The sequence below is a fragment of the Kitasatospora sp. NPDC059088 genome (assembly GCF_042738155.1).
Taxonomy (GTDB): Bacteria; Actinomycetota; Actinomycetes; order Streptomycetales; family Streptomycetaceae; genus Kitasatospora.
In genome coordinates, this window is record NZ_JBHYGR010000089.1 from 13,150 (window position 1) to 39,199 (window position 26,050).

Consider the following 26,050-nt stretch of genomic DNA (forward strand, 5'->3'; position numbering starts at 1 on the left):
GACATTATCAGTTGCCTCCCGGCGGGGCCTCTTTATTTTTAGTGACCCGGGGGGGGGGCCGCGCGCGGGGGGGGGGCGCCCCCCGGGGGGGCGGGGGGGGGGGCCCCCCCCCCCCCCGACGCGCGGATCGGGGGAGGTGCTCCGCGGGGGAGCGGAGGCCTCACGGCGCGGGGGGAGAAGAGAAGGGCTCGGTGTGCTGTCGGGAGATGAGGTCCGCCACGGGGGAGGCCTCCGGCACACCGAGCCGCGTGAAGATCGCGTGCGCCTCCTGCAGACAGGCGAGCCCGCGGGCCGGCTGGGCGAGGGCGAGCAAGGCCTCGCCGAGCGCGGCGTTGGCCAGGCCCTGGCAGTAGGCGGAGTCCAGCTCCTGGGCGATCGCGAGGGAGCCACCGGCGGCCTCGGCGGCCTCGGTGTGCTGGTCCGCGACGAGCAGGGCTGACGCCAGGCGGGCCAGGGTGTAGCCCTCCCAGAGCGCGTTGCGCTGGGACTGGTAGAGCTGGTGGGCCTCCCGCAGGTGCGGGACGGCCTCGGCGCCGGGGAGGACCACGCCGAGCTGGTAGAGGGTCTGGGCGAGCAGCGGGTCGTTCTTCGACTCCCGTGCCGCGGACACACCCTCACCGGCGGACTTGATCGCGGTCTCGGTCATCCCGAGCCGGTGCTGGGCCCGGGCCATGTTGCTGACGATCCGCGCCTCCGCCTTCGGGGCGCCGACGGCCTGGCTGGTCGTCCTGGCCTGCTCCAGGAACGGCAGGGCCTCGGCCGGACGGTTGCCCACGCTCAGGATCACGCCCAGCATGTTGGCGGTGGCCAGGAGCAGGACGGTCGGGACCTCGGGCGCCTGGTGGTCGAGGCTCCGCCGGAACGACTGCTCGGCCCCCTGGAAATCGCTGGTGGCGGACTGCAGGGTGCCCAGGGCGAGGTGCACCCGGGCGAGGACGGCACGGTCGTTGCGGAGCTCCGCCTCGTGGCGGACGGTCTCCAGGATCTGTCGGCCCTGTGGGCCGTGGGTCGGGTCCGGGCCGAGGCCGTACATCAGGATCAGCAGGTCGATCGCCGCGTGCTGCAAGGCGATGGGCCCGTTCGCCGCCGCTGCCATGGCATTGAGCAGCACGGCGCCCTCGGTCCGCAGCCAGTCCTGTGCGGAGCCGCTGTTCGGCAGGCCGATCCCCGGAGAGGTGGGCGTGGTCAGCAGCTCCGGCTCCGTGTCGTCGGGTTCGATGGCCCGGGCGGCGTTGCGGACGGTCGGGATCAGCAGGTCGAGCAGCCGCAGTACCGCCTGCTCCTGCTCCCTGGTGTCCCCGATCCGCTCGTTCTTCCGCTGGGCGTAGAGCCGGAGCAGGTCGTGGTAGCGGTAGCGGCCGGGAGCGAAGCACTCCAGCATGTTCGCTTCGACGAGGGCTTCGGCGAGGTCCTCGGCGGTGTACTCGTCCACGCCGAGCAGCGCCGCGGCGGCCGCCAGTGGGATGTCGGGCGAGTCGATCAGGGCGAGGAGCCGAAAGGCGCGGGCCTCGTCCACGGACAGCTGTCCGTAGCCGAGCCCGATGGTGGTCTCCACGGCGAGGTTGCCGAGCTGGAGTTCGTCGAGTCGTCGTCGCTGGTCGGCTAACCGAGTGGCCAGGTCGGAGACGCTCCAGCGCGGCCGACTGGCCAGCCGGGCGGCGGCGATGCGGACGGCCAGCGGCAGGAAGCCGCAGGCGGTGACCACCTTCATGGCGGCCTCGGGCTCGGCGGCGACCCGGTGTTCGCCGACGATGGCCGAGAAGAGCGCGAGCGCCTCGCCGGGCGTCAGCTCCTCCACGTCGAACAGCTGGGCGCCCGGGATTCCGGCCAGCCGGGAGCGGCTGGTCGCGAGCACCGCGCAGCCGGAGACTCCGGGGATGAGCGGCCGGATCTGCTCGGCGTCGCGCGCGTTGTCGAGCAGGATCAGCATCCGCCGGCTGGCGAGCAGCGAGCGGTAGAGCGCGGCGCGCTGTTCGAGGGCGTCGGGGCTCTCGGTGACGCCGAGTGCGTGCAGGAAGTCGCCGAGGACGACCACCGGATCGGCGGGCGAGGCGCCGGCCCCGCGCAGGTCGACGTAGAGCTGCCCGTCCGGGAACTCGGTGCGGACCCGATGGGCGACGTGGACGGCGAGGGTGGTCTTCCCGACACCGCCGATCCCGGCCAGCGAGGTCACCACCACGGCCTGGCCGGTGGCGTTCATCAGGACCGTCGAGAGGTCGCCCACCAGCTTCGAGCGGCCGCTGAAGTCCGAGACGTCGGCCGGGAGTTGAGCCGGAGCCGGAGGTGCGGCCAGGCCGTCCTCGCGGGCGACGGAGAGCGGAACCGCCGGCAGGGTGAGTGTCGGGTCGGCGGCGAGGATGCGGTTGTGCATCGACGACAGGCCGACGCCCGGTTCGACGCCGAGTTCCTCGATCAGCAGCTTGCGGGTGTCGGTGTAGACGCCGAGCGCCTCGGCCTGCCGGCCGCAGCGGTAGAGCGCCAGCATCAGCAGCTCGCGCAGCCGTTCGCGCAGCGGGTGCTCGGCCGTCAGGTTGTTGAGCTCGACGACGATCTCGGCGTGCAGGCCGATGTCGAGGGCGGCGGCGCACAGTTCCTCGGCGGCGGCCGCCTGGCGTTCGGCCAGCCGGAGCCGCTGGGCGTCGGCGTACGGACCGGGGATTCCGGTCAGCGGACGGCCGCTGAACAGGTCCAGCGCCTGGGCCAGCAGTCGGTGGGCCTCGCGCTTGTCGCCCGAGGTACGGGCGGTCGCGGCCTCGGCGGAGAGCCGCTCGAAGACCGAGAGGTCGAGGGCCTCGCCCGGGATGCGCAGGGCGTACCCGTCGGCGACGGAGACCAGCAGTTCGGCGGGGCGGCGCACCTCCCGCTGCGGCTCGATGACGGAGCGCAGGCGCGAGACGTACGTGCGGAGCGCGGCCACGGCCTGGGTCGGGGGCCGGTCGCCCCAGAGGGCGTCGACCAGGTCCTGCGTCGTGACCGGGCGTCCGGAGTGCAGCAGGAGGGTCGTGAGGACGGCCTGCTGCTGGGGGGAGCCGAGGGAGAGGGGTTTGCCGTCGAGCCAGGCCTGGACCGGACCGAGGACTTGGAAGCGCAGCGCAGGTGCCTGCGGCGTCTCCCGAAACTCCATGAAGTCCCCCGATGGCCTGTCGTGTTGATTCCGTGAAAGGGCGCTCGGCGGTCCGCCGCGGTGGCTCAGCTTAGGCGGACGCCCGACTCTGCCGGACGGCACCGCAAGTCGCGCGGTGTTTATCGGACATTTAATCAACCCTACGATACTGTCCCCGCGCCCGCGCCACGGAGGTCGGGCAGGACACATTTGATGACCGAAAGGCGGCCACTCAATGGCCAACGACCAGAGCGCTGCCCAGGCGCCGGCGACGCCCGCGAACGGGACGACGACCGAGGCCCCGGCCACTGCTGTGGAGGCGGGCAAGGCCGTCGAGGGTGCTGTGACCGCGTCCTCGAACGGAGGCGCGTACACCGCACCGACCGACGCCGACAAGACCGCGTTCGAGAACGGACCGTTCGGTGACGAGGGCGAGTACGTGACGGAGCCCGCTCCGCAGACCACCGGCGACCCGGGCAAGCCGCGCGAGCCGCTGAACATCGTGGGTGGCCACCCGTAAGCGGCCCTCGCCCGGTGCCCCCGCGTCCCCGTCCGGGCGCGGGGGCACTTCTGGTTCTGTGCGTGCCAATTCGTGTGCGGGTCCATCGGGTGGCCGATTCCCGCCCTCGATGCACGCATGGTGACCGCCGTTATCCGTAACGTGCCCGGCGGCGGGCCCCGGGCGTTCCGGAATTCCGGATTCACCGGGGGGATTACCCGGGTCCGAATGCCGTGGTTTGCGTGGATTTTGCCGCAATTACCGGGGCTGATCGCATTCAGCCGAATCGCGGGGCTCGGGGGCGGGTGAGACGTGGTTCGGTTCGGCCGTCCATTCGCGGCCGCCGTGCTCGGGGCGCAGGTAGTGCTCGCCGCCGATGGTTCCCATGTAGATGCCGGTGCGTCCGGTCCTCCGGTCGAGGACGAGGTCACCCACCTGTGGCCGGTAGGCCTTGGCGTTGCGCTGTCGGGTGCTCACCTCACCGCTCCTTCGCTCTGTCGCGACTGGCCAGCATCTCTAGAGAAGCTAATATCTCTAGAGATGTCAACGGTCGTATCTCCTTACCGGCGGCCGCGGGCGCGCCTAGGATTGTCCGAGGGAGAGGGAGCGCGATGACCGGCAGCAGTGGCGACAAACAGCCCAAGTACCAGCGGATCGCCGACTCCCTCAAGGCTGCCATCGACGGCGGCCGCTACGGCGCGGGGGACCGGCTGCCCGGCGAGAACGACCTGATGGACGAGTACGGCGTGGCCCGGATGACGGCCCGTCAGGCGCTCGGCGTACTGCAGAGCGAGGGCATCGCGGAGGCCCGCAAGGGGTCCGGGGTGTTCGTCCGGGACTTCCGGCCGCTGCGCCGGCGCGGCATCCAGCGGCTGGCGCAGGGGCAGTGGGGCTCCGGCCGGTCGATATGGTCCGCGGACATCGACAACCGCAGCCTGGTGGTCGACCAGGTCTCGGTCACCGAGCAGGGCGCGCCCGAGCACGTGGCCCGGGTGCTCGGGGTGGAGCCGGGCGTCCCGATGTGCGTGCGCCACCGCCGCTTCGTCCTGGACGGCAAGCCGGTGCTGCTCTCCACCTCCTACCTGCCGGCCGTCCTGGTCGCCGGCACCGCGATCACCCGCGAGGACACCGGCCCCGGCGGCACCTACGCCCGGCTGGCCGAGATCGGCGCCAAGCCCGTGCACTTCCGCGAGGAGGTCCGCTCCCGGATGCCCGCCGCCGAGGAGGCCACCCGCCTCGAACTCTCCGCCGGCACCCCGGTGATCCTGATCTGCCGCACCGCCTTCGCCGACGAGGGCCAGGTCGTCGAACTCAACGAGATGATCCTCGACGCCGCCTCCTACGTCCTGGAGTACGACTTCGACGCCTGAGCCCCGCCGGAGGCGAGCCGGGACGGCTTCTGCTACTGGTAGTGGTAGCGGGCCTTGAGGATCTTCACTTCCTTCTCGTCGGCGCGGTACACCAGGCGGTGTTCGTCGTCGATCCGGCGTGACCAGTAGCCCGCCAGATCGCCCTTCAACGGTTCGGGTTTGCCGATTCCGGCGAAGGGGTCGCGCTGGATCTCACCGACCAGACGGGCGATCCGCTGAGCCATCTTCCGGTTCGAACCGAGCCGGAAGAGGAAGTCCTCCCAGGCGTCCGGGTCGAAGTGGACACTCCTCACACCTCACCTGCCAGAGCTTCCAGTTCCTCCGGCGTCCTGGTGAGGTCGGAGGCGCCGCTCCTGTCGCGGGCGACTGCCGCCATGAGCCGCTGGGCGTTGGCGGGGGAACGCAGAAGGTAGATCGTCTCCTGCCAGGCGTCGTAGTCCTCGGCGGACATGAGGACCGCGTCCCCGCTCTTGGAGGTGATTCTTATCGGGGCGTGGTCGTCGTTGACCTTCTTGATCAGCGGGAACAGTTGGGTGCGCGCCTCGCTCGCACTGATCGCCATGGTCAAGCCTCCGGGCTCGTACCGGAACGTGGTACTGCCATGGTACGAGGTTTCCGTACCACCGGCCAAAGCATTGTGACCATGCGGAACCGCCCCGGGCGCGAGGGCGGCCGGGGCGGTTCGGGGGTGTGCGGGGGTGTTCCGCCGGGGGTTACTCCTTGGAGCGGATCCGCAGGTTGGTGATCAGCGGGCCCTCGGTGGTCTCGCGGAAGAAGTCGTTGCCCTTGTCGTCGACGACGATGAAGGCCGGGAAGTCCTCGACCTCGATGCGCCAGACGGCCTCCATGCCGAGCTCGGCGTACTCCAGCACCTCGACCTTCTTGATGCAGTCCTGGGCGAGGCGGGCGGCCGGGCCGCCGATGGAGCCGAGGTAGAAGCCGCCGTGGGCGGCGCAGGCGTCGGTGACCTGCTTGCTGCGGTTGCCCTTGGCGAGCATGACCATGGAGCCGCCGGCGGCCTGGAACTGGTCGACGTAGGAGTCCATCCGGCCGGCCGTGGTGGGGCCGAAGGAGCCGGAGGCGTAGCCCTCGGGGGTCTTGGCCGGGCCGGCGTAGTAGACCGGGTGGTCCTGGAGGTACTTGGGCATGCCCTCGCCGGCGTCCAGGCGCTCCTTGATCTTGGCGTGGGCGATGTCGCGGGCGACGACGAGCGTGCCGGTGAGCGAGAGCCGGGTCTTGACCGGGTACTTCGACAGCTCGGCGCGGATCGCGGCCATCGGCTGGTCGAGGTCGATGCGCACCACGTCGTCGTCGAGGTGCTCGTCGGTGGTGTCCGGGAGGTACTTCGCCGGGTCGGTCTCCAGCTGCTCCAGGAAGACGCCCTCGGCGGTGATCTTGCCGAGCGCCTGGCGGTCGGCGGAGCAGGAGACGGCCATCGCGACGGGCAGCGAGGCGCCGTGGCGGGGGAGGCGGACCACGCGGACGTCGTGGCAGAAGTACTTGCCGCCGAACTGGGCGCCGATGCCGATCTTCTGGGTCAGCTCGGTGACCTTGGCCTCCAGCTCCAGGTCGCGGAAGCCGTGTCCGGTCCTGGCGTTGCCCTCGGTCGGCAGGTTGTCCAGGTAGTGCGCCGAGGCGTACTTGGCGGTCTTGAGCGCGAACTCGGCGCTGGTGCCGCCGATCACGATGGCCAGGTGGTACGGCGGGCAGGCGGCGGTGCCGAGGGAGCGGATCTTCTGCTCCAGGAACGAGAGCATGCTGGCCTCGTTCAGGATCGCCTTGGTCTCCTGGTACAGGTACGACTTGTTGGCCGAGCCGCCGCCCTTGGCCATGAAGAGGAACTTGTACGCGTCGCCGTCGGTGGCGTACAGCTCGATCTGGGCCGGCAGGTTGTTGCCGGTGTTCTTCTCGTCCCACATGGTCACCGGGGCCATCTGGGAGTAGCGCAGGTTGAGCTTGGTGTACGCGTCGTACACGCCGCGCGCGATGGCGGACTCGTCGGCGCCGGGGGTGAGCACGTTCTGGCCGCGCTTGCCCATGACGATGGCGGTGCCGGTGTCCTGGCACATCGGCAGGATGCCGCCGGCCGAGATGTTGACGTTCTTGAGCAGGTCGAGCGCGACGAAGCGGTCGTTCGGGCTGGCCTCCGGGTCGTCCAGGATGCGGCGCAGCTGGGCGAGGTGGGCGGGGCGCAGGTAGTGCGAGATGTCGTGCATCGCCTCGGCGGTGAGCAGGCGCAGCGCCTCGGGCTCGACCTGGAGGAAGGTGCGGCCGCCGGCCTCGAAGGTGGAGACACCCTCGGAGGTGAGCTTGCGGTACGGGGTCGGGTCAGCGCCCAGGGGGAGCAGGTCGCTGTACTCGAAGTCTGGCGTGGGAGCCATCGGGGCGGTCCTTAGGGGTCCAGTGGTCCGGCTGCGTCGGCGAAGCACCATCCAGGGTAGGACCCGGCCGCGGGACGCATGCGGACAGGTCAGCCTTGCGTGACGGGGCTCACTCGGCCAGGAGTGCGAGCGACTAGGCTTGGCCCGTGAACAACACGCCGGAGAACTCGCCGTCGCAGGACGTTCCGGGGCAGCCGCCGGTGTCGGCGCCCGTTCCCCTGACCAAGCCCGAACCCGAGTCGCGGCCCGCCGCGGTGCACGCCCCGGTGGCCGCACCGGTGCCCGCCCCGGCGGCCGCCCCGCGGACGTCGCACGCCCCGGTGGCGGACGCGGACATGCGGGTCTCGGACGCCGACCGCGAGCGGATCGCGGAGCTGCTGCGGGACGCCTACGCCGAGGGGCGGCTGGACGCGGAGGAGCACGCCGAGCGGATCGGGGCCGCGTACGCCGCCAAGACCTTCGGCGACCTGGTCCCGCTGACCAGGGACCTGCCCGCGCACCGTTCGGTGTCCTTCGACAAGCCGCCGCTGGGCGCCGAGGCGCCGGCCCCCGCGCCCGCCAGGCCGCTGCCGCCGGCGCGGCACGAGGCGCCGTCGGTGGTGGCGATCTTCGGCGGTGCCTCCCGCAAGGGCCGCTGGCGGGTGGGCTCGCACCTGACGGCCTTCACCGCGTTCGGCGGGGTGGAGATCGATCTCACCGACGCCGTCTTCGAGTCCCCCGAGGTGGAGATCACGGTGACGGCGGTCTTCGGCGGGGTCGACATCCGGGTGCCGGAGAACGTGACCCTGCTCGGTTCCGGGGTGGGCATCTTCGGCGGTTTCGACGTCCGGGAGCAGACCGCGGCGGACCCGTACGCTCCGGTCGTGCGGGTCAAGGGCCTTGCCCTGTTCGGCGGTTGCGAGGCCAAGCCGCGCCGGGGCAAGAAGATCAAGGAGTGGGTGCGCAAGCAACTCGGGACGGAATAGCCCGAATCGACCTGCCGAGTGCCCGGTCGGGGATCAACTCCCGGTCGGGCACTCGGCGTTGTGCCCGGTGCACTCCGTAGTCGATTGCGTGCAGTGTGCATGAATCGCGGCCGGACGGGGTAGTTCCTTCCGCACATCGCTTCTTGTACGGCTGTGCACCGGAGGCGGCCCAGCGGCCGCCCCGGGCGTTGGACAGCGGGGGCTCGCAGCCGGGCAGGGGAGCGAGGTTCCCCGTGTCCGAGAGCCTCGTCAGGAGTACGGCCGTGCTGCATCCGATCGAGTCCCGCACCACCTCGCCAGTCGCCGCCGCCCAGTTGCTGGAGCGCCGTCCGGCCGTCCCTCCGCAGCCGCAGCCCCCGAGCGGTACGGCGGGTCAGGCCGCGGGTGAGGACAATCCGTGGCACACCGGTGCGGCCTGTCGGCGGGACGAGGTGGGGCTGTTCTTCGCGCCCTCGAAGGAGCCGACGGCGGCCCGGCTGTCGCGGGAGGAGCAGGCCAAGCAGGTGTGCGCTCGCTGCCCGGTGCTGCTGGAGTGTCGCGAGCACGCCCTCGCCCAGCCGGAGCCGTACGGGGTCTGGGGCGGGCTGACGGCCGCCGAGCGGCGGGTGGTGCTGGCCCGGCGCCGCCGCCGGGACGCGGAGCTGCGCGAGGCGGCCCGGGTGGCCACGGCCGGGCGCCGGATAGCGGGTTGACGGCGGGCCGAAGACCCGCGGCCGCGGTCGCCGCGCGACCGCCGCGGCGACGAGCGGGACCGGTACGCCGCGCGGCCCCGGCGGAGGGGGGATCCCGCCGGGGCCGCGCGTTCGGACAACCGCTTCCGGGCCGGGTCAGTTGGCCCGGTCGAAGTCGATCGCGCTGTAGGCCCGCAGCTTCGACAGCTTGTGGACCGAGTTGATCTCGCGGATGGTGCCGCTCTTGGAGCGCATCACCAGCGAGCTGGTGGTGGCGGTCTCCGAGCGGTAGTGCACGCCGCGCAGCAGCTCGCCGTCGGTGATGCCGGTGGCGACGAAGAACACGTTCTCGCCGCTGACCAGGTCGTTGGTGGTGAGCACCCGGTCCAGGTCGTGCCCGGCGTCGAGGGCCTTCTGCCGCTCGGCCGCGTCCTTGGGCCAGAGCCGGCCCTGGATGACGCCGCCCATGCACTTCATCGCGCAGGCCGCGATGATGCCCTCGGGGGTGCCGCCGACGCCCAGCAGCAGGTCCACGCCGGTGCCCTCGCGGGCGGTCATGATGGCGCCGGCCACGTCGCCGTCGGTGATGAACTTGATCCGGGCGCCCGCCTCGCGGATCTCCCGGACCAGGCCGTCGTGGCGCGGACGGTCGAGCACCATCACGGTGACGTCCTCGACGGCGCTGCCCTTGGCCTTGGCGACCCGGCGGATGTTGACGGCCGCCGGGGCGGTGATGTCGACGTAGTCGGCGGCCTCGGGGCCGCAGACCAGCTTGTCCATGTAGAACACGGCGCTGGGGTCGAACATGGTGCCGCGGTCGGCGACGGCCAGCACGGCGACGGCGTTGGCCATGCCCTTGGCGGTCAGCGTGGTGCCGTCCACCGGGTCGACCGCGACGTCGCACTCGGCGCCGGTGCCGTCGCCGACCCGCTCGCCGTTGTAGAGCATCGGGGCTTCGTCCTTCTCGCCCTCGCCGATGACGACGACGCCGTTCATCGAGACGGTCGAGACGAGGGTGCGCATGGCCTTCACGGCGGCGCCGTCGGCCCCGTTCTTGTCGCCACGGCCGACCCACCGGCCGGCGGCCATCGCGGCCGCCTCGGTGACCCGGACGAGTTCGAGCGCGAGGTTCCGGTCCGGAGCCTCGGGCGCGACCTCCAGGGCACTGGGAAGGTGGTGCGGGTACTGCGTGGTCATCGTCGTTACCTCTCTGTACGCGACGGCCAGTGAGCGCCCGACTACTGCCAGGTCGAACGCCGTGGTGAGGGTAGTGCGATCGTATCTGCCCACGAGATGACTGTCTGTGGCGCGGGTCGCCACCCCGGGCGGAAGGCCCCGGTTCGTCCCGGTTCACCCGTACGTGCACACCCCGGGTGGCCGGGCCGTTGTGTGGATGAGTCACCATGGGTGGGTGGCTGCAGAGAGCAAGGGCATGAGGGGTCGGCAGACCGTACGGGACATGGTCCTGTCGATGCTGGCGGTCGGTTTCGTCGTCTGGATCGGTTACCTGTTCCTCCCGCACGACGCGAACGGCGATCCGGTGCACGTGGTCGCCTACAAGGTCGAGGCGGCCTCGGCGAAGCGCGCCGCGCCGTACCCGCTGCTGTCCCCGGAGGGGCTGTCCGACAAGTGGCGGGCCACCTCGGTCAGCTACACGCCGGCCGCCATCAACAACGGCAAGGGCAACGCCTGGCACCTGGGCTTCGTGACGCCCTCCGGCCAGTACGCGGCGGTCGAGCAGGCCGACGTCCCGCGCGAGAAGCTGCTCGCCGACAAGGTCGCGGGCGCCCAGCTGGACGGCACCGCGGACGCCGCCGGGCGCACCTGGGACCGGGTGCAGGGCGACAAGGCCCGCGCGCTGGCCGTCCAGACCGGTTCGGCCACCACCATGATCACCGGCACCGCCTCCTACGAGGAGATGGCCGAGCTGGCCCAGGCGCTCAAGTAGCGCGGGGCCCTGCCCGGGCGCGCAGGCCCCCGGCGCCCCTCGGACACGCGGAAGGGCCCGCACCGGTACGAACCGGTGCGGGCCCTTCGCCGTCGCGGGGTGCGATCAGACCGTGGTGACGACCTGGTCGTACTCCAGGCGCGGGGAGCGCGGGAACCAGGCCTCGTCGCCCGGCTTGCCGATGTTGACCACGGCCAGCACCGAGTGCTCGCCGTCGCCGAAGAACTCCTTGTTGAGGCCCTCGGCGTCGAAGCCGGTCATCGGGCCGGCGGCCAGGCCGGCGGCGCGCACGCCGATGATGAAGTACGCGGCCTGCAGGGCGCCGTTCAGCGCGGCGGAGCGCTCACGGGTGGCGCGCTCGGAGAAGAACACGTCCTTGGCCTGCGGGAAGTGCGGGAACTGGGTCGGCAGCTCCTCGTGGAACTCGTTGTCCGCAGCCAGGATGGCGACCAGCGGGGCGGTGGAGGTCTTGGCCTTGTTGCCGTCCGCCAGGTGCTGGACGAGGCGCTCGCGGCCCTCGGCGGAGCGGACCAGGACGACGCGCAGCGGCTGCTGGTTGAAGGCGGTCGGGCCGAACTTGACCAGGTCGTAGATGGCCTGGACCTGCTCCTCGGTGACCGGCTCGTCGGTGAAGGTGTTCGCGGTGCGGGCCTCGCGGAACAGCAGGTCCTGAGCGGCGGCGTCGAGTACCAGGGCGTCGGTGGTCATGCTTCTGCACCTCATGCGGGAGGGGGGTTCGTCGGTGTGACCGGCGGAGCCGATCAGTTCCTCCAACATAGGTGAAGATTCAACGATTCCCCAAGCCCTTGTGAGTTGCCTCACAGGGCGGGCCGCACTGCGCCCGGGCTCTGCGCCTGGGCTCGTGCGCCCGGGCCGTGCGCCTGGGCTCGTGCGCGGGGCTCGGTCACTCCCCGCCCGGGCCCGCGCCCTCCTCGGCGGCCAGCGCGGCGTCCAGTCGGGCCCGGGCGCCGTCCAGCCAGCGCTGGCAGACCTTCGCCAGCTGCTCGCCACGCTCCCACAGGGCCAGCGACTCCTCAAGGGAGGTGCCGCCGTTCTCCAGCTGCCGGACCACGTCCAGCAGCGCGTCCCGGGCGTGCTCGTAGCCCAGCGCGTCGTCCGGGGTCGGCGCCGCCGCGTCCTGCTGCTCCTGCTGCTCTGCCATGCGTGCCAGCGTAGGGGCTGGCGCCGACAGGGGCGGGTTCCACCGGTCGAAACCCGGGTGCGGCCGCGCGACCGGCGGCGCTAGCCTCCGCCGCATGATCGAAGTCCGCCCCGCCGCCCCCGCCGACGCGCCCGAGCTGGTCCGGCTGCGCAACCTGATGCTGCAGGCGATGCCCGGCATGGCCGCCTCGGCCGGCCCCGCCCCCTGGCAGGCCGCCGCCGAGCGGATGCTGCGCGAGCGGCTGGCCGCCCCGGCCGAGCGGTCGACCATGTCCGCCTTCGTGGTCGACGACCCGGAGCGCCCCGGCCGGCTCGCCGCCTGCGCCGTCGGCACCCTGGAGCACCGCCTGCCCTCGCCCGGCAACCCGGACGGCCTGTTCGGCTCCGTCTTCAACATCTGCACCGACCCCGACCGGCGGCTGCGCGGCTACGCCCGGGCCTGCACCGAGGCGTTGCTGGACTGGTTCGACGGCCGCCGGGTCGGCCGGATCGACCTGCACGCCAGCAGCGGCGGCGAGTCGCTCTACCGCAGCCTGGGCTTCGCCGAGTACTCGACGGCGCTGTCCCGGCAGCGCTCTTACTGAGGCTCCGCCCGAGGGCCCGCCGGGGGCTCCGCCGCCCCGGGCGCCACGGTGACGTCGAAGCCGCCGCCCGCGACCCGGGCGTGCAGCCCCTCCCCGGCCGCGAGCCGCGCCGGGTCCGTCACCACCGTGCCGTCGGCCCGCTGGAGCACCGCGTAGCCGCGTTCCAGGGTGGCCGCCGGGGAGAGCGCGACCACCCGGGCCAGGGTGTGCCCGAGGTCGCTCTGGGCGTGGTCCAGCCGGTGCCGCAGGGTGCGCCGGGCCCGCTCCACCAGGCCGTCCACCTCCTGGCCGCGCCCGTCCAGCATCCGGTGCGGGGCGGCCAGCGCCGGGCGGCTGCGCAGCCCGTCCAGCCCGTGCTGCTCGCGTTCGACCCGGGCCTGCACGTGCCGGCGGGCCCGGTCGCGCAGCTGGCGGACCTTGGCCAGCTCCTCGCCGACGTCCGGAACCACCCGTTTGGCGGCATCGGTCGGGGTGGAGGCGCGCAGGTCGGCGACGAAGTCCAGCAGGGGCTGGTCCGGCTCGTGCCCGATCGCGCTCACCACCGGCGTACGGGCGGCCGCGACCAGCCGCACCAGCCCCTCGTCCGAGAAGGGCAGCAGGTCCTCCACGCTGCCGCCGCCCCGGGCCACGATGATCACGTCCACCTCGGGGTGCTCGTCCAGCTCCCGCACCGCCGCGCTCACCCGCTCCACCGCGCTGACCCCCTGCACCGGGACGTTGCGCACCTCGAAGCGCACCGCCGGCCAGCGCCGCCGGGCGTTCTCCAGCACGTCCCGCTCGGCCGCCGAGCCGCGCCCGGTGACCAGCCCGACGCACTGCGGCAGGAACGGCAGCCGCCGCTTGCGCTCCGCCGCGAACAGGCCCTCCCCGGCCAGCCGCCGCTTGAGCTGCTCCAGCCGGGCCAGCAGTTCGCCCAGGCCCACCGGGCGGATCTCCGAGGCCCGCAGCGACAGCTGCCCGCGCGCCGCGTACCACTCCGGCCTGGCGTGCACGACGACCCGCGAGCCCTCCTGCACCACGTCCGCGACCTGCTCGAACACCGAGCGGAAGCAGGTCACCGTGAGGGAGACGTCGGCCTGCGGGTCGCGCAGGGTCAGGAACACCACGCCCGCGCCGGGGCGGCGGCTGAGCTGGGTGATCTGCCCCTCGACCCACACCGCGCCGAGCCGGTCGATCCAGCCGCCGATCAGCGCGGAGACCTTGCCGACCGGGAGCGGGGCTTCGGGGGAGCTGGGGTTGGCCATGCGTACGAGGCTAGCGGCGTCCGCCGACACCGTCCCCGGCAACGCCCGCCGGCGTCGTCCCCGGCAGTGCCGGCCGGCACCGTTCCGCACGGCGCCCGCCGGCGCCGTCGCTAGCGGTGCCCGCCGGTGCCGTGCGCCGTGCTGCCCTGCACACCGAGCACCACCAGGCCGGCCGCCAGCCAGACCAGCCCGACCAGCTGTGCCGTGGTCGAGGCCTCGTAGACCACCGCGCCGATCACCGCGATCCCCAGCAGCGGGACGACCAGGTGCCGGAGCCGGTCGGGCGAGCCGTGCCGGACGGTGTACCAGCCGATCACCGAGGCGTGCAGCAGCGCGAAGGCGGTCAGCGCGCCCACGTTCACCACCGAGGTCAGCTGGTCCAGCCCGTCGTCCCGCTCGGCCGCCCAGACCGCCGCCGCCATGGTGACCACCGCGGCCGCCAGCAGCGCCCGGCGGGGCACCGCGCTGCCCGGGTCGACCGAGCCGAGCACCCGCGGCAGCCGTCCCTCCCGGCCCATCGCGAAGACCAGCCGGCCGGCCGCCGCCTGCCCGGCGAGCGCGGCGAAGGCCGCGCCGATCGCCTTGCTGGCGGCCACCAGCAGGTGCAGCCAGTGGCCGATGCCGCCCTCCACGGTGTCGTAGAAGGCGGAGCCCTGGGAGGCCGGGTCGGCGGCCAGCTGCTGCGGGGTGGTGGGCTCCAGCACGGCCGCCAGGTAGGTCTGGGCGACGAACAGCAGCCCGGCCAGCGCCAGGCACCACAGCACCGCCCGGGCCACCGCGGCGGAGGCGCCGACCGCCTCCTCGACGAAGGTCGCGATCGCGTCGAAGCCCAGGTAGGAGAGCACCGCGACGGACACCGCGGAGACCACCGCGGTGAGCGAGAAGCCCCCGACGGCGGTGAACGGCGTGTCCCAGCCGCGCCGCGCGCCGTCCCGCACCAGCACCACCACGGCCGCGACCACGAACACCGCCAGCACCGCGATCTCCAGGGCGAGCACCGCGAAGCCGACCGCGGCCGCCGTCCGCACCCCGACCAGGTTGAGCGCGGTGGTCACCAGCACCGCGGCCGCCGTCCACACCCAGCGCGAGACCCCGGGCACCAGCGAGTTCAGCGCGATCCCGGAGAACAGGTAGGCCACCGCGGGGATCAGCAGGTAGTCCAGCATCGCCATCCACCCGGCGATGAACCCCGGCCCCTCGCCCAGCCCGGCCCGCGCGTAGGCGAACACCGAGCCGGTCTGCGGCACCGCGCGGACCATCTGGGCGTACGAGAAGGCGGTGAAGCCCATCGCGACCGTCGCCGCCAGGTAGACGGCCGCCACGGCGCCGTGGCTCCGGGCGTCCAGCACGCCGAAGACGCCGACCGGGGCCATCGGGGCGATGAACAGCAGCCCGTAGACCATCAGATCGCGGACGCCCAGGGTGCGGCGCAGGCCGCTCGGCGTCGGCTGCTCGTTCACAGCGCTCATGGAGACCAGGCTTGAGCAACTTCCGACCCTTTGCGACCGGAAGGCGTCCGGGCCGGCGTCCGGGGCGGCGGTGCGGCCCGCCCCGGGCGGTGGGGCTCCCGGTCGCCCGTACGATGGGGGCATGTCCAACACCGCGCAGCGCCGTGTCCTGCTCGCCGCCCCCCGGGGCTACTGCGCGGGTGTCGACCGCGCCGTGATCGCCGTGGAGAAGGCCCTGGAGCAGTACGGGGCGCCCATCTACGTCCGCAAGCAGATCGTCCACAACAAGTACGTGGTGCAGACCCTGGAGAAGAAGGGCGCGATCTTCGTCGACGAGACGGAGGAGGTGCCCGAGGGCTCGATCGTCGTGTTCTCCGCGCACGGCGTCGCCCCGTCCGTCCACGACGAGGCGCGGGCCGGCAAGCTCGCCACCGTCGACGCCACCTGCCCGCTGGTCACCAAGGTGCACAAGGAGGCCGTGCGCTTCGCCGACGAGGGCTACGACATCCTGCTGGTGGGCCACGAGGGCCACGAGGAGGTCGTCGGCACCATGGGCGAGGCCCCGGACCGGATCCACCTGGTGGACGGTGCCGAGGACGTCGCCAACGTCCAGGTGCGGGACGAGTCCAAGATCGTCTGGCTCTCCCAGACCACGCTCTCGGTGGACGAGACCATGGCCACCGTCGGCGAGTTGAAGAAGCGCTTCCCGGCGCTGGTCAGCCCGCCCAGCGACGACATCTGCTACGCGACCCAGAACCGCCAGGTCGCGGTCAAGCAGCTGGCCCCGGAGACCGACCTGCTGATCGTGGTCGGCTCCAAGAACTCCTCCAACTCGGTCCGCCTGGTCGAGGTCGGCCTGGAGTACGGCGCCAAGGCCGCCCACCTGGTCGACTTCGCCGAGGAGATCCAGGAGTCCTGGCTGGAGGGCGTCACCACGGTCGGCCTGACCAGCGGCGCCTCGGTGCCGGAGATCCTGGTCGACGGCGTGCTGGAGTTCCTGGCCGCGCGCGGCTACGACACGGTGGAGACGGTCAAGACCGCCGAGGAGCACCTGACCTTCTCGCTGCCCAAGGAGCTGCGCCGCGACCTGCGCGCCGAGGCGGCCGGCAAGCTGTAGGGCCCGTCCTCGAACCCTGGACCCGCCACGACGGACCCGGTGCCCCGCTGCGGGCACCGGGTCCGTCGCGCTGTGCGGGTCCGTCGCATGGTGCGGGCCCGTCGATTGCGGTGCGCCCCCGTCCGGGCTCTCGTAGCTTTGTGCACAGGCTGTGGACAAGCCGGTCGACGGCCGGACGGCGGAAGGCGGAACGATGACGGCGGTATTCGGCGTGGACATCGGCGGCTCGGGCATCAAGGGCGCCCCGGTCGACCTCGCCCGGGGAGCACTCACCCAGGAGCGGCACAAGGTGCTCACCCCGCAGCCGTCCGAGCCCGGGGCCGTGGTCGCCGCCGTCCGCGAGGTGGTCCAGCACTTCGACCACCAGGGGCCGGTCGGGCTGACCTTCCCCGGGGTGGTGGTCGGCGGCCGCACCCGGACCGCGGCCAACGTGGACAAGGGCTGGATCGGCCTGGACGCGGAGGGCCTCTTCCGCGACGCGCTGGGCATGCCCGCGACCGTGCTCAACGACGCGGACGCGGCCGGCCTCGCCGAGACCGAGCACGGCGCCGGGCGCGGCGAGTCGGGCGTGGTCCTGGTGCTCACCTTCGGCACCGGCATCGGCAGCGCGCTCTTCGTGGACGGCACCCTGGTGCCCAACACCGAACTGGGCCACCTGGAGCTGCGCGGCAAGGACGCCGAGCGCCGCGCCTCCTCGGCCGCCAGGGAGCGGCACGACCTGACCTGGGAGCAGTGGGCCGGGCGGGTCGACGAGTACCTGGACCTGGTGGAGATGCTGTTCTCCCCGCAACTGATCGTGATCGGCGGCGGGGTGAGCCGCAAGCACGAGAAGTTCCTGCCGCTGCTGAGGGACCGCGGGGCGCGGGTGGTGCCGGCGGAGCTGCGCAACGACGCGGGCATCGTCGGGGCCGCCATGGCGGCGGCCCGGGCGGCGGGCTAGGGCACGGCCCTCGGTGCCCGCGCGCCGGGCCGTCAGCGGGAGCGGTGGAAGCGGCGCTGGGCGACGAAGCGGGCGAGCACGATCAGCGCGGCCAGCCCGGTGCCGGAGAACAGCCAGCCGGCCCGCAGCGCCAGCCCGGTCGCCAGCGCCACCACCTGGGCGGTGACGCCGGAGGAGCTGACCGGGGCGAGCGCCAGCAGTGCCACGGCGAAGGCGATCGGCCCGCTGATCGGGGCGGCCAGCAGGTCGGCGTAGCGGACCCGGACGGCCAGCTGGAAGCAGACCACCAGGTAGCCGAGGCCGAACAGCCAGCCGAGGTCCTCGAAGAGCAGCCGGTCCAGGCCGGCCACCGCCAGCGTGGCCAGCACCGCGAGCACGCCGGTGCCGATCGCGGTCAGCCGGGTCGGCCGGCCGGTCCGGCGCCGTCCGTACACGCGCAGCCGGCGCTTCGGGGCGGGGCGCGCGGCGGGCCGGTCGGCCACCGGGCGCAGCCGGGACGGGGGAGCCGCGGGGGCTCGGGCGCTCTCGGGTGCCCGGCCGGGACCGGGGACGGCGGCCGGGGCCGCGCCGGTCGGCGGACGGCGTCTGGGCCCTGGCGGCTGGGTACGGATGCTCTGCTCCACCCGCCCAACGTACGGTCCGATCATCGCCACACTGTGTAATGGACCGTTCAGGTCTTGTTCCGTGTCCCCGGATGGCGTACTCCTGTGATCGTCACTCAAGGGGCTGACCTGCTCGGCCGAGTCGACACATCGTGATCATCCGATGACCGTACGGGGGACCGCCGCATGACCGCCGACTTCACCTTCGAACGCCTCGACCACGTCCAGCTCGACATCCCGGCCGGCGCCGAGGACGAGTGCCGCGCCTTCTGGTCCGGCGTGCTCGGGATGACCGAGCTCCCGAAGCCCCCGGTGCTGGCGGCGCGCGGCGGCTGCTGGTTCCGCCGCGGCGGGGTCGAGGTGCACCTCGGCGTCACCCCGGACTTCCGCCCGGCCCGCAAGGGGCACCCCGGCATCCTGGTGACCTCGCTGGACGCCCTGGCCGAGCGGCTCGCCGCGCACGGCCACGAGGTCACCTGGGACGACCACCACCCCGGCCACCGCCGCTTCTACTCCGCCGACGGGCTGGGCAACCGGCTGGAGTTCCTGGAGCCGCTGCCCGCGCCGACCGAGGCGTGAGCCCCGGCAGGTGCTGCCCGTAGACTTGGGGGTCGGCCCGTACGGTGCCGACCCAACTCCTCCAAGCCCACGGGACTGCGCTTCATGTCGCTCACGATCGGAATCGTCGGCCTGCCGAACGTCGGCAAGTCGACCCTGTTCAACGCCCTGACCAAGAACGACGTGCTGGCGGCCAACTACCCGTTCGCCACCATCGAGCCGAACGTCGGCGTCGTCGGCGTCCCGGACGCGCGGCTGGCCAAGCTCGCCGAGATCTTCGGCTCGCAGCGCATCCTCCCGGCCACCGTCGACTTCGTCGACATCGCCGGCATCGTGCGCGGCGCCAGCGAGGGCGAGGGCCTGGGCAACAAGTTCCTCGCCAACATCCGTGAGTCGGACGCGATCTGCCAGGTCGTGCGCGCGTTCACCGACCCGGACGTGGTGCACGTGGACGGCAAGGTGTCGCCCAAGGACGACATCGAGACCATCCACACCGAGCTGATCCTGGCCGACCTCCAGACCATCGAGAAGGTCCTGCCGCGGCTCCAGAAGGAGGCGCGCCTCAAGAAGGACACCGCCCCCGTGCTGGCCGCCGCCGAGGCCGCCCAGGCGGTCCTGGAGACCGGCAAGACCCTCTTCGAGGCCGGCTTCGACACCGCCCCGATCCGCGAGCTGCACCTGCTGACCGCCAAGCCCTTCCTCTACGTCTTCAACGTGGACGAGGACGAGCTGGCCGACGAGGACTTCAAGAACGCCCAGCGCGCCCTGGTCGCCCCGGCCGAGGCGATCTTCCTCAGCGCCAAGATCGAGTCCGAGCTGATCGAGCTCGACGACGCCGAGGCCCTCGAACTCCTCCAGTCCATGGGCCAGGAGGAGCCCGGCCTCGCCACCCTCGCCCGCGTCGGCTTCGACACCCTCGGCCTGCAGACCTACCTCACGGCCGGCCCGAAGGAGACCCGCGCCTGGACCATCAAGAAGGGCGCCACCGCCCCCGAGGCCGCCGGAGTCATCCACACCGACTTCCAGAAGGGCTTCATCAAGGCCGAGGTGATCTCCTTCGACGACCTGGTCGAGACCGGCTCCATCGCCGAGGCCCGCTCCAAGGGCAAGGCCCGCATCGAGGGCAAGGAATACATCATGCAGGACGGCGACGTCGTGGAGTTCCGCTTCAACGTCTGACCGGGTAGCGCAACTCCCGTACGAGGGGCCGGACTTCCGTCGAAAGTCCGGCCCCTCCGGCGTTGTCCGGCCCGGCTCCGCGACGTCCAGGAGTGGTACGCTTTTCCGTACCACTTTGTGGAAGGGGTTGCCCATCATGTCCATCACCGCAAGCGAGGCGCGCCGAGATCTCTTTCCGTTGCTCAAGAAGGTCAACGAGGATCGCGAGGCCATCGAGATCGTCTCCAAGCACGGGAATGCCGTGCTCGTCTCCGCCGAGGACTACGCGGCCCTGCGCGAGGGCTCGTACCTGCTGCGCTCGCCTGCCAACGCCCGGCGGCTGCTCAAGGCGTACGAGAACGCCCTGGGGCGGACAAACCTCGCCGAGCGTGAGCTGATCGACCCCGACGTGGCCGACTCGGGGCCGGGTGCCAGGTGAGGCTCGTCTTCGAGGAGCAGGGCTGGGAGGACTACACCTCTTGGCTCAAGAACGACCGGAAGATCCTCGCCCGGTTGAACAGGCTCATCGAGGAGACCCTGCGGGACCCGTTCTCGGGCATCGGCAAGCCGGAGCCGTTGAAGTTCCACCTGCCGGGCGCCTGGTCGCGGCGGATCGACGACGAGCACCGCTTGGTCTACCTGGTCACGCAGGACGAGATCATCGTCCTCGCCGCCAGGTACCACTACTGATCACGGTTCGCCGGAGGGGCCGGACTTCCACGGGAAGTCCGGTCCCTCCGCGTTGTCGGTCAGGGGTGGACGGTGAGGGTGAGGGTGCCGTCGGGGGACGGGGTGACGGTGACGGCGGTGAGGGTGGGGGCGAGGGCGTCGGGGTGGTGGGCGGCGGCGCGGGGGCCGATGCCGATGACGCGCATGCCGGCGGCGCGGGCGGCGGCGATGCCGGCGCCGGAGTCCTCGAAGGCCACGCAGTCGGCGGGGGCGAAGCCGAGGGCGGCGGCGCCCTTGAGGAAGCCCTCGGGGTCGGGCTTGCTGGCGCCGACGGACTCGGCGGTGACCAGGACGGGCGGCATCGGCAGGCCGGCGGCGTCCATCCGGACCCGGGCGAGGGGGAGGTCGGCCGAGGTGACCAGGGCGTGCGGCAGGCCGGCCAGCGAGGCGAGGAAGGCGTCGGCGCCCGCGACCTGGACGACGCCCTCGGTGTCGGCCCGCTCCTCGGCGAGCATCAGCTCGTTCTCGGCGAGGTTCTCCTCGACCGGGCGGTGCGGCAGCAGTTCGGCCATGGTCGCGTGGCCCTGGCGGCCGTGGACGACGGTGAGCGCCGCGACGGGGTCGAGGCCGTGCCGCTCGGCCCAGCGGGTCCAGCAGCGCTCGACCACGGCGTCGGAGTTGACCAGGGTGCCGTCCATGTCGAGGAGGAGGGCGCGGGTGGTGAACCGGACGGGGGTGGCGGTCATGGGGCGGCTCCTGGAGGCGGGGCGGAGAGGTGAGCTCTTTGTTCCTCGATGATACAAAAGATCACGGGAGCAGGTGGGCGTTGACCGCCCGGGCCTCCTCGGCCAGCTCCGGCAGTTCCACCACCTCGACCCCGGCCGCCTCCAGCAGTGCGGTGCCCTGGCAGTCGGTGACGAAGAGGTCCGGCTCGCGCCAGGCGACCACGACCCGGGGCACGCCCGCCGCGATGAGCAGCCGGGCGCACGGCACCGGGCGGGAGGCGCGCTGCCCGCAGGGCTCCAGGCTGCTGTAGACGGTCGCCCCGCGCAGTCGGGGGTCGCCCGCCGGGAGCTTGGCCAGGGCCGCCTCCTCGGCGTGGTCGTGCGCGTCCGCCTCCCGGCTGTAGCCCTCCGCCAGCACCTCGCCGTCGGCGCCGACGACCACCGCCCCGACCGAGAAGGCCGTCTCCGAGGGCGGGCAGCGGCGGGAGAGTTCGACGGCCCGGCGCAGGTGGTCGAGGTCGGTGGCGGCGGGGTGGGTCACGGCGCGGGCTCCTTCGGGGCGTACCTGAGCAGGACGACGTCGCCCACCGTACGTGCCTCCAGCAGCCGCATCCGCCGGGTCGGGCCGCCGGGGAACGCGGCCGGGCCGACGAACCGCGGCGCTCCGGGCTGGCCGACCAGCAGCGGGGCGACGGCCAGCTGGAGCTCGTCCGCCAGGCCCTGGGCGAGGAACTGGGTGTGCACCCCGCTGCCGCCCTCGACCATCAGCCGGCGCACCCCGCGCGCGCCCAGGTCGTCCAGCACCGCGCCGAGGTCGACCGAGTCGCCGAGCGAGACCACCTCGGCCAGCCCGTCGAGCCGGGGCCGCAGCACCGCCGCCCCGGCCGCGGTGGTGTAGGCGAGCTTCGCGCCGCCGGTGTGCCAGAACCGCAGGTCGGCGCCGAGGGCGCCGCTCGCGCTGAGCGTCACCTTCAGCGGGTGCTCGGGCCGCCCGGCGGCCACCCGGGCGGCCCGTCGCGCGGGGTCGTCGACCAGCAGGCGCGGGTTGTCGGCGCGCAGGGTGTTGCCGCCGACCAGGATCGCGTCGGCGGCCGCCCGCTCCTGGTCGACCCGGTCGAAGTCGGCGGCGCCGGAGAGCAGCAGGCGGTCGGGGGAGGCGTCGTCGAGGTGGCCGTCGAGGGAGACGGCGGCGCTCAGCAGGACGAAGGGGCGCTGGCCGGGGCCGGGCATGGGCGGACCGTTCTGTCGGGACCGTTCGGGACCGCTCGGGACCGCTCGGGGCGGTTCGGTCGGGCGCCTCCACGGTACGGCCGCCGGTGCCGGCGGGGCCGCCCTCCGATCGCTATGTGAGACGGTTCTTCTCGCCATGCGGGATGGAGCGTAGCGTCGGGGCATCGCGGAAACGGAAACGCCGACCACGTCTCAGGGGGACCCCATGCCCGGACCGCAGCCTGCCGCCGCCTACACCCACGGCCACCAGGAGGCCGTGCTGCGCTCGCACCGCTCCCGTACCGCCGCCGACTCGGCCGGCTACCTGCTGGCCGAACTGCGGCCCGGCCAGGCGCTGTTGGACGTCGGCTGCGGCCCGGGCACGATCACCGCCGACCTGGCCGAGCTGGTCGGCCCCACCGGGCGGGTGGTGGCCGTGGACGCCTCCGCCGAGGTGCTGGAGCAGGCCGCCGGGTACGTCGCCGGGCGCGGTCTGGCCAATGTCGTGTTCGAACTGGCCGACGTGCACCGACTGCCGTACCGGGACGGCGAGTTCGACGTGGTGCACGCCCACCAGGTGCTGCAGCACGTGGCCGATCCGGTGGCCGCGCTGCGCGAGATGGGCCGGGTGACGGCGCCCGGCGGGCTGGTCGCCGCCCGGGACGTCGACTACGCCACGATGACCTGGTTCCCGCAGGCGCCGGCGCTGGACCGCTGGCTGGAGCTCTACCGGCGGACCGCCCGGGCCAACGGCGGCGAACCGGACGCCGGACGGCGACTGCTGTCCTGGGCCCGGGCGGCCGGTCTGACCGACGTCACCGCGAGCACCGGCACCTGGACGTTCGCGACGCCCGAGCGGCGCGCGTGGTGGGCCGGGATGTGGGCGGACCGGGTGACCGGGACGGCCTTCGGCCGGACGGCGGTGGAACGGGGCTTCGCGGAGCCCGCCGAGCTGGAACGGATCGCGGCCGGCTGGCGGGAGTGGAGCGCCGCCGGCGACGGCTGGTTCTCGATGATCCACGGCGAGGTCCTGGCCCGGGTCGGAGCGGAACGGCCGGGGCCGTCATGACGGAGCGGCCGGAGCGGCCGGGTCGGTAACGGCGGGGCGGTAACGGCGGGGCGGGCGTTCGGAAAGATCAGGTAAAGTCGCGCGACCGTTCAGCTCGGGCCCGTCCGGCCCGCGGGGCGGTGTCGAGAGCCGAAACGCCGAGTCGAGGCCCGCCCCGGCGGGCCGGGGGAGTCCACGTGTCCGAGCCTGAGTCCGCGCCGCCCGCCGCTCCGGGGCCGGACCCGCGGGTGGACTTCCGCAAGGACCCGGGGCCCGCCGAGGAACGGGCCGCGGCCGCGCGGCCGCCGGGCCCGGCGGAGGCCGGACCGGCCGACCCCTGGGCCCCGCCGGTCGAGGCCGGCCCCCCGTCCCCGTCGGCCCCGTCCCCACTGGCCCCGCCCCAGCCGCCGCCCCCGCCGCTGCCCGCCGGCGGCTGGGCCTCGGTGCCGCCCTCCGCCGAGTCCGGCCTGCGGCCCGGCCACCCCCACCCCTACGCCCATCCCCGGCCGGGCCCGCCCGCGCAGCCGTACCCGCACCCCTACCCGCCGTACGTCCTCGACCCGTACGCCCCCCGGCCCGAGCCGCGCACCAACGGCTTCGCCGTCGGCTCGCTGGCGACCGCGCTGAGCCTGCTCTCGCCGGTGGCCCTGGTGTTCGGGATCCTCGCGCTGGTCCAGATCAAGCGGACCGGCCAGCGCGGCCGCGGCATGGCGGTGACCGGCCTGGTGCTCGGGGTGGCGGGCACCCTGCTGCTGTCGCTCCTGCTGGGCGCGGGGGACTTCGGCCCCGCGCGGAACGGACGGGGTGACCGGTACGCGGCCAAGCCGCCCGCCGGGTCGGTCCGCTGGTCGGCGCTGAAGGCGGGGGACTGCTACCTCTCCTCCGGGACGAGCGGGCAGCCGGACGAGAACGGCGACGAGACGGTGTACTGGGTGCGCCGGGTGGCCTGCGCGGAGCGGCACAACGGCGAGGTGGCCGGCACCGTGAAGGTCCCGGAGAGCAGCGGCGCCTACCCGGGCGCGACGGTCGTCCGCGAGCGGGCCGCCGCCCTGTGCCGCAGGGTGCTCGACGACTACGCGCTGGACCAGTGGGCCGTCCCGGACGGCATGGACGACGTCTACCTCTACCCGAGCGCGGGCAACTGGGCGGCCGGCGAACGGTACGTCACCTGCGGCTTCGAGGACCCGGACGACCAGCACCTGGGGACGGTCCGCACCGACCGCCGCAGTCTGACCTCCGTCCAGCTGGCCTACCTGGAGGCCGTCCGGGGCTTCAACGCGGCCTACCTGGACACCCCGAAGCAGGACGTGGCGGTCGCCGAGGCCGAGTACCGGTCCTGGGCCCGCCGGATGGCCGCCGCCTCCCGGGCCGAGGCCGCCGCGCTGCGCAAGCCGACGGCGGAGTGGCCGACCGACGTCCAGGCGAAGATGGACAAGCTGGCCGAGACCCAGTCCCAGGCGGCCGTCGCCTGGGACGCCGCGGCCTCCGGCGGCGACGTGGCGGGCGACCTGCGCCGGGCCCGGGCGCTGGTCGCCAGGACGGTGCCGGTCAGCGTGGACATCCGGCGCTCGCTCGGCCTGTCCACCGGCGAGCAGGTGCCCGACCTCCGGGTCTGAGCCCGCCCGCCCCGAGAGGGCGGGGCCGGTCGCCGGGTTACCCGGCGTTAACCCCGCCCGTACCTGCCGGTAGCGCGGGAGCCGTAGGGTCACCCCGGTGTCCCCGGCCCGACCCCCACGCCGGCCGGGGACACCGCGCCGGGCCGGGCCCGAAGCCGGGCCCCACCCGCTACCCTCCCGCCATGGGCACCTTTCGGGTGATGCGGCAGGACGACAACGGCAACCGCTTCCTGGTCGCCGGGAACCTGGCCGAGGCCGAGGCGCACCGCCTGGCGGCCGAGTTCGAGGCGCGCGGCCACAAGCAGCTGTACTGGGTCGAGGCCCAGGACCAGGACCCGGCCCCGTAGGGTCGGGGGCATGGAACAGGCCGGTGAGACCACTGTCGGAACCCCGCCGAGGATCGTCGTCGGCGGGGTGCTGATCCGCGGCGGCCGGGTGCTCGCCGCCCGCCGCAACGCGCCCGCGTCGGTCGCCGGCCGCTGGGAGTTCCCCGGTGGCAAGGCCGAGCCCGGCGAGACCGAGGCGCAGGCGCTGGAGCGCGAGCTGCTGGAGGAGCTGGGCGTACGGGCCAGGGCGCTGCGGCGGCTGTCCGGCGGGTGGGCCGTGCGGCCGGGGCTGGAGCTGCGCTTCTGGGCCGCCGAGCTGCTGTCCGGTGAGCCGAGCGCGCTGGAGGACCACGACGAGCTGCGCTGGCTGGGCCCGGCCGAGCTGGATTCGGTGGACTGGATCGGGCACGACCGCGAGGTCCTGCCGCAGGTCGCCGAGCTGCTCGCGGTGGCGGGCGACGCGCAAGCCGCCGGATAGGTCAATCGGACAAGACGACCCGGCGGCCGGGATAGCCTGGGTTCTGCTGGGTATGTCGCCTTTCGACACCATTCGTCACCATCGGTGAGCCGCCCCAGCCGGCGACGCCGATCCCGACCAGAGCCGGAGGCCCCGTCGGTGTCGACAACCGGGAACGGCGGCGGGGGAGCGCGCCGGGCAGGCACCGCGGGAGGCGCCGCCGCCCGCGCCCGGCTGCGCCGCGCCGCCCC

At 73.4% G+C, this 26,050-nt stretch carries 28 protein-coding genes and 1 pseudogene; 16 read left to right on the plus strand and 13 right to left on the minus strand.

From position 1 onward, the window contains the following. Positions 1 to 160 precede the first annotated feature (160 nt). On the minus strand, positions 161 to 3,124 hold the full coding sequence (locus ACFWXO_RS31125) for a BTAD domain-containing putative transcriptional regulator (protein ID WP_380527833.1): 2,964 nt from the start codon (positions 3,122 to 3,124) through the stop codon (positions 161 to 163). Positions 3,125 to 3,338: 214 nt separating this feature from the next. Between ACFWXO_RS31125 and ACFWXO_RS31130 the strand changes: the two genes are divergently transcribed. Next, on the plus strand, positions 3,339 to 3,623 hold the full coding sequence (locus ACFWXO_RS31130) for a hypothetical protein (protein ID WP_380527835.1): 285 nt from the start codon (positions 3,339 to 3,341) through the stop codon (positions 3,621 to 3,623). Positions 3,624 to 3,860: 237 nt separating this feature from the next. Here ACFWXO_RS31130 and ACFWXO_RS31135 read toward each other — a convergent pair whose 3' ends face one another. After that, positions 3,861 to 4,079 (minus strand): hypothetical protein, encoded by a 219-nt coding sequence (locus tag ACFWXO_RS31135; protein ID WP_375884638.1) that lies wholly within the window; start codon positions 4,077 to 4,079, stop codon positions 3,861 to 3,863. 134 nt (positions 4,080 to 4,213) lie between these two features. Here ACFWXO_RS31135 and ACFWXO_RS31140 point away from each other — a divergent pair, with 134 nt between their 5' ends. Then, positions 4,214 to 4,972 carry a GntR family transcriptional regulator gene (locus ACFWXO_RS31140; protein WP_375884641.1) on the plus strand — a complete coding sequence of 253 codons (759 nt, stop codon included), beginning with the start codon at positions 4,214 to 4,216 and terminating at the stop codon, positions 4,970 to 4,972. A gap of 32 nt (positions 4,973 to 5,004) precedes the next feature. Here the strand turns inward: ACFWXO_RS31140 and ACFWXO_RS31145 are convergent, their stop codons facing one another. The 3 genes from ACFWXO_RS31145 to ACFWXO_RS31155 form a co-directional block, all read right to left on the minus strand. After that, positions 5,005 to 5,265, minus strand: a complete 261-nt coding sequence (locus tag ACFWXO_RS31145) for a Txe/YoeB family addiction module toxin (RefSeq protein WP_380527837.1) — start codon at positions 5,263 to 5,265, stop codon at positions 5,005 to 5,007. Further along, positions 5,262 to 5,534 carry a type II toxin-antitoxin system Phd/YefM family antitoxin gene (locus ACFWXO_RS31150; protein WP_380527840.1) on the minus strand — a complete coding sequence of 91 codons (273 nt, stop codon included), beginning with the start codon at positions 5,532 to 5,534 and terminating at the stop codon, positions 5,262 to 5,264. Before ACFWXO_RS31150 ends, ACFWXO_RS31145 begins: the two co-directional genes overlap by 4 nt. Before the next feature lie 151 nt (positions 5,535 to 5,685). After that, complete coding sequence (locus ACFWXO_RS31155; RefSeq protein WP_380527842.1) at positions 5,686 to 7,353, minus strand: fumarate hydratase; 1,668 nt, start codon at positions 7,351 to 7,353, stop codon at positions 5,686 to 5,688. A 146-nt stretch (positions 7,354 to 7,499) separates the two neighbouring features. On the opposite strand from ACFWXO_RS31155, the gene ACFWXO_RS31160 reads away from it, so the two are divergent. Together ACFWXO_RS31160 and ACFWXO_RS31165 are read left to right on the plus strand one after the other, a co-directional pair. Further along, the gene (locus tag ACFWXO_RS31160; protein WP_380527844.1) at positions 7,500 to 8,318 is read left to right on the plus strand and encodes a DUF1707 domain-containing protein; all 819 of its coding nucleotides are present in this window, start codon (positions 7,500 to 7,502) and stop codon (positions 8,316 to 8,318) included. Positions 8,319 to 8,632: 314 nt separating this feature from the next. Next, complete coding sequence (locus ACFWXO_RS31165) at positions 8,633 to 9,010, plus strand: WhiB family transcriptional regulator (RefSeq protein WP_375884878.1); 378 nt, start codon at positions 8,633 to 8,635, stop codon at positions 9,008 to 9,010. Positions 9,011 to 9,145: 135 nt separating this feature from the next. Here the strand turns inward: ACFWXO_RS31165 and glpX are convergent, their stop codons facing one another. After that, entirely contained in the window at positions 9,146 to 10,186 is a 1,041-nt protein-coding gene (gene glpX, locus ACFWXO_RS31170; protein ID WP_375884648.1) for a class II fructose-bisphosphatase, read from the minus strand. Positions 10,187 to 10,400: 214 nt separating this feature from the next. Between glpX and ACFWXO_RS31175 the strand changes: the two genes are divergently transcribed. After that, the gene (locus ACFWXO_RS31175; RefSeq protein ID WP_380527845.1) at positions 10,401 to 10,937 is read left to right on the plus strand and encodes a DUF4245 domain-containing protein; all 537 of its coding nucleotides are present in this window, start codon (positions 10,401 to 10,403) and stop codon (positions 10,935 to 10,937) included. A 105-nt stretch (positions 10,938 to 11,042) separates the two neighbouring features. Here ACFWXO_RS31175 and ACFWXO_RS31180 read toward each other — a convergent pair whose 3' ends face one another. Next, a complete protein-coding gene (locus ACFWXO_RS31180) occupies positions 11,043 to 11,645 on the minus strand; it encodes a malonic semialdehyde reductase (RefSeq protein ID WP_375884653.1) in 603 nt (200 codons plus the stop codon). Positions 11,646 to 11,841: 196 nt separating this feature from the next. Beyond that, the gene (locus ACFWXO_RS31185) at positions 11,842 to 12,099 is read right to left on the minus strand and encodes an exodeoxyribonuclease VII small subunit (RefSeq protein WP_375884656.1); all 258 of its coding nucleotides are present in this window, start codon (positions 12,097 to 12,099) and stop codon (positions 11,842 to 11,844) included. Positions 12,100 to 12,193: 94 nt separating this feature from the next. Here ACFWXO_RS31185 and ACFWXO_RS31190 point away from each other — a divergent pair, with 94 nt between their 5' ends. Further along, positions 12,194 to 12,682 (plus strand): GNAT family N-acetyltransferase, encoded by a 489-nt coding sequence (locus ACFWXO_RS31190; protein WP_375884659.1) that lies wholly within the window; start codon positions 12,194 to 12,196, stop codon positions 12,680 to 12,682. Here ACFWXO_RS31190 and xseA read toward each other — a convergent pair. Both xseA and ACFWXO_RS31200 read right to left on the minus strand, forming a co-directional pair. Continuing rightward, complete coding sequence (gene xseA / locus ACFWXO_RS31195; protein WP_375884662.1) at positions 12,676 to 13,926, minus strand: exodeoxyribonuclease VII large subunit; 1,251 nt, start codon at positions 13,924 to 13,926, stop codon at positions 12,676 to 12,678. The two genes, ACFWXO_RS31190 and xseA, sit on opposite strands and share 7 nt — an antisense overlap. Positions 13,927 to 14,036: 110 nt before the next feature. Further along, positions 14,037 to 15,395, minus strand: coding sequence for an APC family permease (locus ACFWXO_RS31200; protein ID WP_380527848.1), 1,359 nt, complete (start codon positions 15,393 to 15,395; stop codon positions 14,037 to 14,039). A gap of 121 nt (positions 15,396 to 15,516) precedes the next feature. Between ACFWXO_RS31200 and ACFWXO_RS31205 the strand changes: the two genes are divergently transcribed. Continuing rightward, a complete protein-coding gene (locus ACFWXO_RS31205; RefSeq protein WP_375884668.1) occupies positions 15,517 to 16,491 on the plus strand; it encodes a 4-hydroxy-3-methylbut-2-enyl diphosphate reductase in 975 nt (324 codons plus the stop codon). A gap of 193 nt (positions 16,492 to 16,684) precedes the next feature. Beyond that, on the plus strand, positions 16,685 to 17,431 hold the full coding sequence (gene ppgK, locus ACFWXO_RS31210) for a polyphosphate--glucose phosphotransferase (protein ID WP_375884671.1): 747 nt from the start codon (positions 16,685 to 16,687) through the stop codon (positions 17,429 to 17,431). Between the two features lie 32 nt (positions 17,432 to 17,463). Here ppgK and ACFWXO_RS31215 read toward each other — a convergent pair whose 3' ends face one another. Further along, the gene (locus ACFWXO_RS31215) at positions 17,464 to 18,078 is read right to left on the minus strand and encodes a DUF6542 domain-containing protein (RefSeq protein ID WP_380527850.1); all 615 of its coding nucleotides are present in this window, start codon (positions 18,076 to 18,078) and stop codon (positions 17,464 to 17,466) included. A gap of 141 nt (positions 18,079 to 18,219) precedes the next feature. Here ACFWXO_RS31215 and ACFWXO_RS31220 point away from each other — a divergent pair, with 141 nt between their 5' ends. The 4 genes from ACFWXO_RS31220 (at position 18,220) to ACFWXO_RS31235 (ending at position 20,439) form a co-directional block, all read left to right on the plus strand. Next, entirely contained in the window at positions 18,220 to 18,612 is a 393-nt protein-coding gene (locus tag ACFWXO_RS31220) for a VOC family protein (protein ID WP_380527851.1), read from the plus strand. 84 nt (positions 18,613 to 18,696) lie between these two features. Further along, positions 18,697 to 19,770 carry a redox-regulated ATPase YchF gene (gene ychF / locus ACFWXO_RS31225; RefSeq protein ID WP_375884677.1) on the plus strand — a complete coding sequence of 358 codons (1,074 nt, stop codon included), beginning with the start codon at positions 18,697 to 18,699 and terminating at the stop codon, positions 19,768 to 19,770. Positions 19,771 to 19,906: 136 nt separating this feature from the next. Beyond that, a complete protein-coding gene (locus tag ACFWXO_RS31230) occupies positions 19,907 to 20,188 on the plus strand; it encodes a type II toxin-antitoxin system Phd/YefM family antitoxin (protein WP_380527853.1) in 282 nt (93 codons plus the stop codon). Next, positions 20,185 to 20,439: a Txe/YoeB family addiction module toxin gene (locus tag ACFWXO_RS31235; RefSeq protein WP_380527856.1), complete on the plus strand. Its 255-nt coding sequence runs from the start codon at positions 20,185 to 20,187 to the stop codon at positions 20,437 to 20,439. The genes ACFWXO_RS31230 and ACFWXO_RS31235 overlap by 4 nt, the downstream gene beginning before the upstream one ends. Positions 20,440 to 20,498: 59 nt before the next feature. On the opposite strand, the gene ACFWXO_RS31240 is transcribed toward ACFWXO_RS31235, so the two are convergent. Then, positions 20,499 to 21,164: an HAD-IA family hydrolase gene (locus ACFWXO_RS31240; protein WP_375884684.1), complete on the minus strand. Its 666-nt coding sequence runs from the start codon at positions 21,162 to 21,164 to the stop codon at positions 20,499 to 20,501. Positions 21,165 to 21,225: 61 nt separating this feature from the next. After that, positions 21,226 to 22,373, minus strand: a pseudogene (locus tag ACFWXO_RS31245) (dihydrofolate reductase family protein). Between the two features lie 205 nt (positions 22,374 to 22,578). Here ACFWXO_RS31245 and ACFWXO_RS31250 point away from each other — a divergent pair. The 4 genes from ACFWXO_RS31250 to ACFWXO_RS31265 all read left to right on the plus strand — a co-directional run bounded on the left by ACFWXO_RS31250 (position 22,579) and on the right by ACFWXO_RS31265 (position 25,820). Continuing rightward, positions 22,579 to 23,421, plus strand: coding sequence for a methyltransferase domain-containing protein (locus ACFWXO_RS31250; RefSeq protein ID WP_375884686.1), 843 nt, complete (start codon positions 22,579 to 22,581; stop codon positions 23,419 to 23,421). A gap of 176 nt (positions 23,422 to 23,597) precedes the next feature. Then, positions 23,598 to 25,016 carry a DUF4190 domain-containing protein gene (locus tag ACFWXO_RS31255; RefSeq protein ID WP_380527860.1) on the plus strand — a complete coding sequence of 473 codons (1,419 nt, stop codon included), beginning with the start codon at positions 23,598 to 23,600 and terminating at the stop codon, positions 25,014 to 25,016. A gap of 182 nt (positions 25,017 to 25,198) precedes the next feature. Next, entirely contained in the window at positions 25,199 to 25,363 is a 165-nt protein-coding gene (locus tag ACFWXO_RS31260; RefSeq protein WP_375884692.1) for an SPOR domain-containing protein, read from the plus strand. A gap of 10 nt (positions 25,364 to 25,373) precedes the next feature. After that, positions 25,374 to 25,820 (plus strand): NUDIX domain-containing protein, encoded by a 447-nt coding sequence (locus ACFWXO_RS31265; protein ID WP_375884695.1) that lies wholly within the window; start codon positions 25,374 to 25,376, stop codon positions 25,818 to 25,820. Positions 25,821 to 26,050: the final 230 nt, after the last annotated feature.

Excerpts from the sequence above, each read along its gene's own strand:
- ACFWXO_RS31150 (WP_380527840.1), bottom strand. The coding sequence starts at position 5,534 with ATGGCGATCAGTGCGAGCGAGGCGCGCACCCAACTGTTCCCGCTGATC.
- ACFWXO_RS31125 (WP_380527833.1), bottom strand. The coding sequence starts at position 3,124 with ATGGAGTTTCGGGAGACGCCGCAGGCACCTGCGCTGCGCTTCCAAGTC.
- ACFWXO_RS31155 (WP_380527842.1), bottom strand. The coding sequence starts at position 7,353 with ATGGCTCCCACGCCAGACTTCGAGTACAGCGACCTGCTCCCCCTGGGC.
- ACFWXO_RS31260 (WP_375884692.1), top strand. The coding sequence starts at position 25,199 with ATGGGCACCTTTCGGGTGATGCGGCAGGACGACAACGGCAACCGCTTC.
- ACFWXO_RS31250 (WP_375884686.1), top strand. The coding sequence starts at position 22,579 with ATGCCCGGACCGCAGCCTGCCGCCGCCTACACCCACGGCCACCAGGAG.
- ppgK (WP_375884671.1), top strand. The coding sequence starts at position 16,685 with ATGACGGCGGTATTCGGCGTGGACATCGGCGGCTCGGGCATCAAGGGC.
- ACFWXO_RS31265 (WP_375884695.1), top strand. The coding sequence starts at position 25,374 with ATGGAACAGGCCGGTGAGACCACTGTCGGAACCCCGCCGAGGATCGTC.
- ACFWXO_RS31190 (WP_375884659.1), top strand. The coding sequence starts at position 12,194 with ATGATCGAAGTCCGCCCCGCCGCCCCCGCCGACGCGCCCGAGCTGGTC.
- ychF (WP_375884677.1), top strand. The coding sequence starts at position 18,697 with ATGTCGCTCACGATCGGAATCGTCGGCCTGCCGAACGTCGGCAAGTCG.
- glpX (WP_375884648.1), bottom strand. The coding sequence starts at position 10,186 with ATGACCACGCAGTACCCGCACCACCTTCCCAGTGCCCTGGAGGTCGCG.
- ACFWXO_RS31230 (WP_380527853.1), top strand. The coding sequence starts at position 19,907 with ATGTCCATCACCGCAAGCGAGGCGCGCCGAGATCTCTTTCCGTTGCTC.
- ACFWXO_RS31205 (WP_375884668.1), top strand. The coding sequence starts at position 15,517 with ATGTCCAACACCGCGCAGCGCCGTGTCCTGCTCGCCGCCCCCCGGGGC.
- ACFWXO_RS31200 (WP_380527848.1), bottom strand. The coding sequence starts at position 15,395 with ATGAGCGCTGTGAACGAGCAGCCGACGCCGAGCGGCCTGCGCCGCACC.
- ACFWXO_RS31130 (WP_380527835.1), top strand. The coding sequence starts at position 3,339 with ATGGCCAACGACCAGAGCGCTGCCCAGGCGCCGGCGACGCCCGCGAAC.
- ACFWXO_RS31185 (WP_375884656.1), bottom strand. The coding sequence starts at position 12,099 with ATGGCAGAGCAGCAGGAGCAGCAGGACGCGGCGGCGCCGACCCCGGAC.
- xseA (WP_375884662.1), bottom strand. The coding sequence starts at position 13,926 with ATGGCCAACCCCAGCTCCCCCGAAGCCCCGCTCCCGGTCGGCAAGGTC.
- ACFWXO_RS31220 (WP_380527851.1), top strand. The coding sequence starts at position 18,220 with ATGACCGCCGACTTCACCTTCGAACGCCTCGACCACGTCCAGCTCGAC.
- ACFWXO_RS31215 (WP_380527850.1), bottom strand. The coding sequence starts at position 18,078 with ATGATCGGACCGTACGTTGGGCGGGTGGAGCAGAGCATCCGTACCCAG.
- ACFWXO_RS31240 (WP_375884684.1), bottom strand. The coding sequence starts at position 21,164 with ATGACCGCCACCCCCGTCCGGTTCACCACCCGCGCCCTCCTCCTCGAC.
- ACFWXO_RS31140 (WP_375884641.1), top strand. The coding sequence starts at position 4,214 with ATGACCGGCAGCAGTGGCGACAAACAGCCCAAGTACCAGCGGATCGCC.
- ACFWXO_RS31180 (WP_375884653.1), bottom strand. The coding sequence starts at position 11,645 with ATGACCACCGACGCCCTGGTACTCGACGCCGCCGCTCAGGACCTGCTG.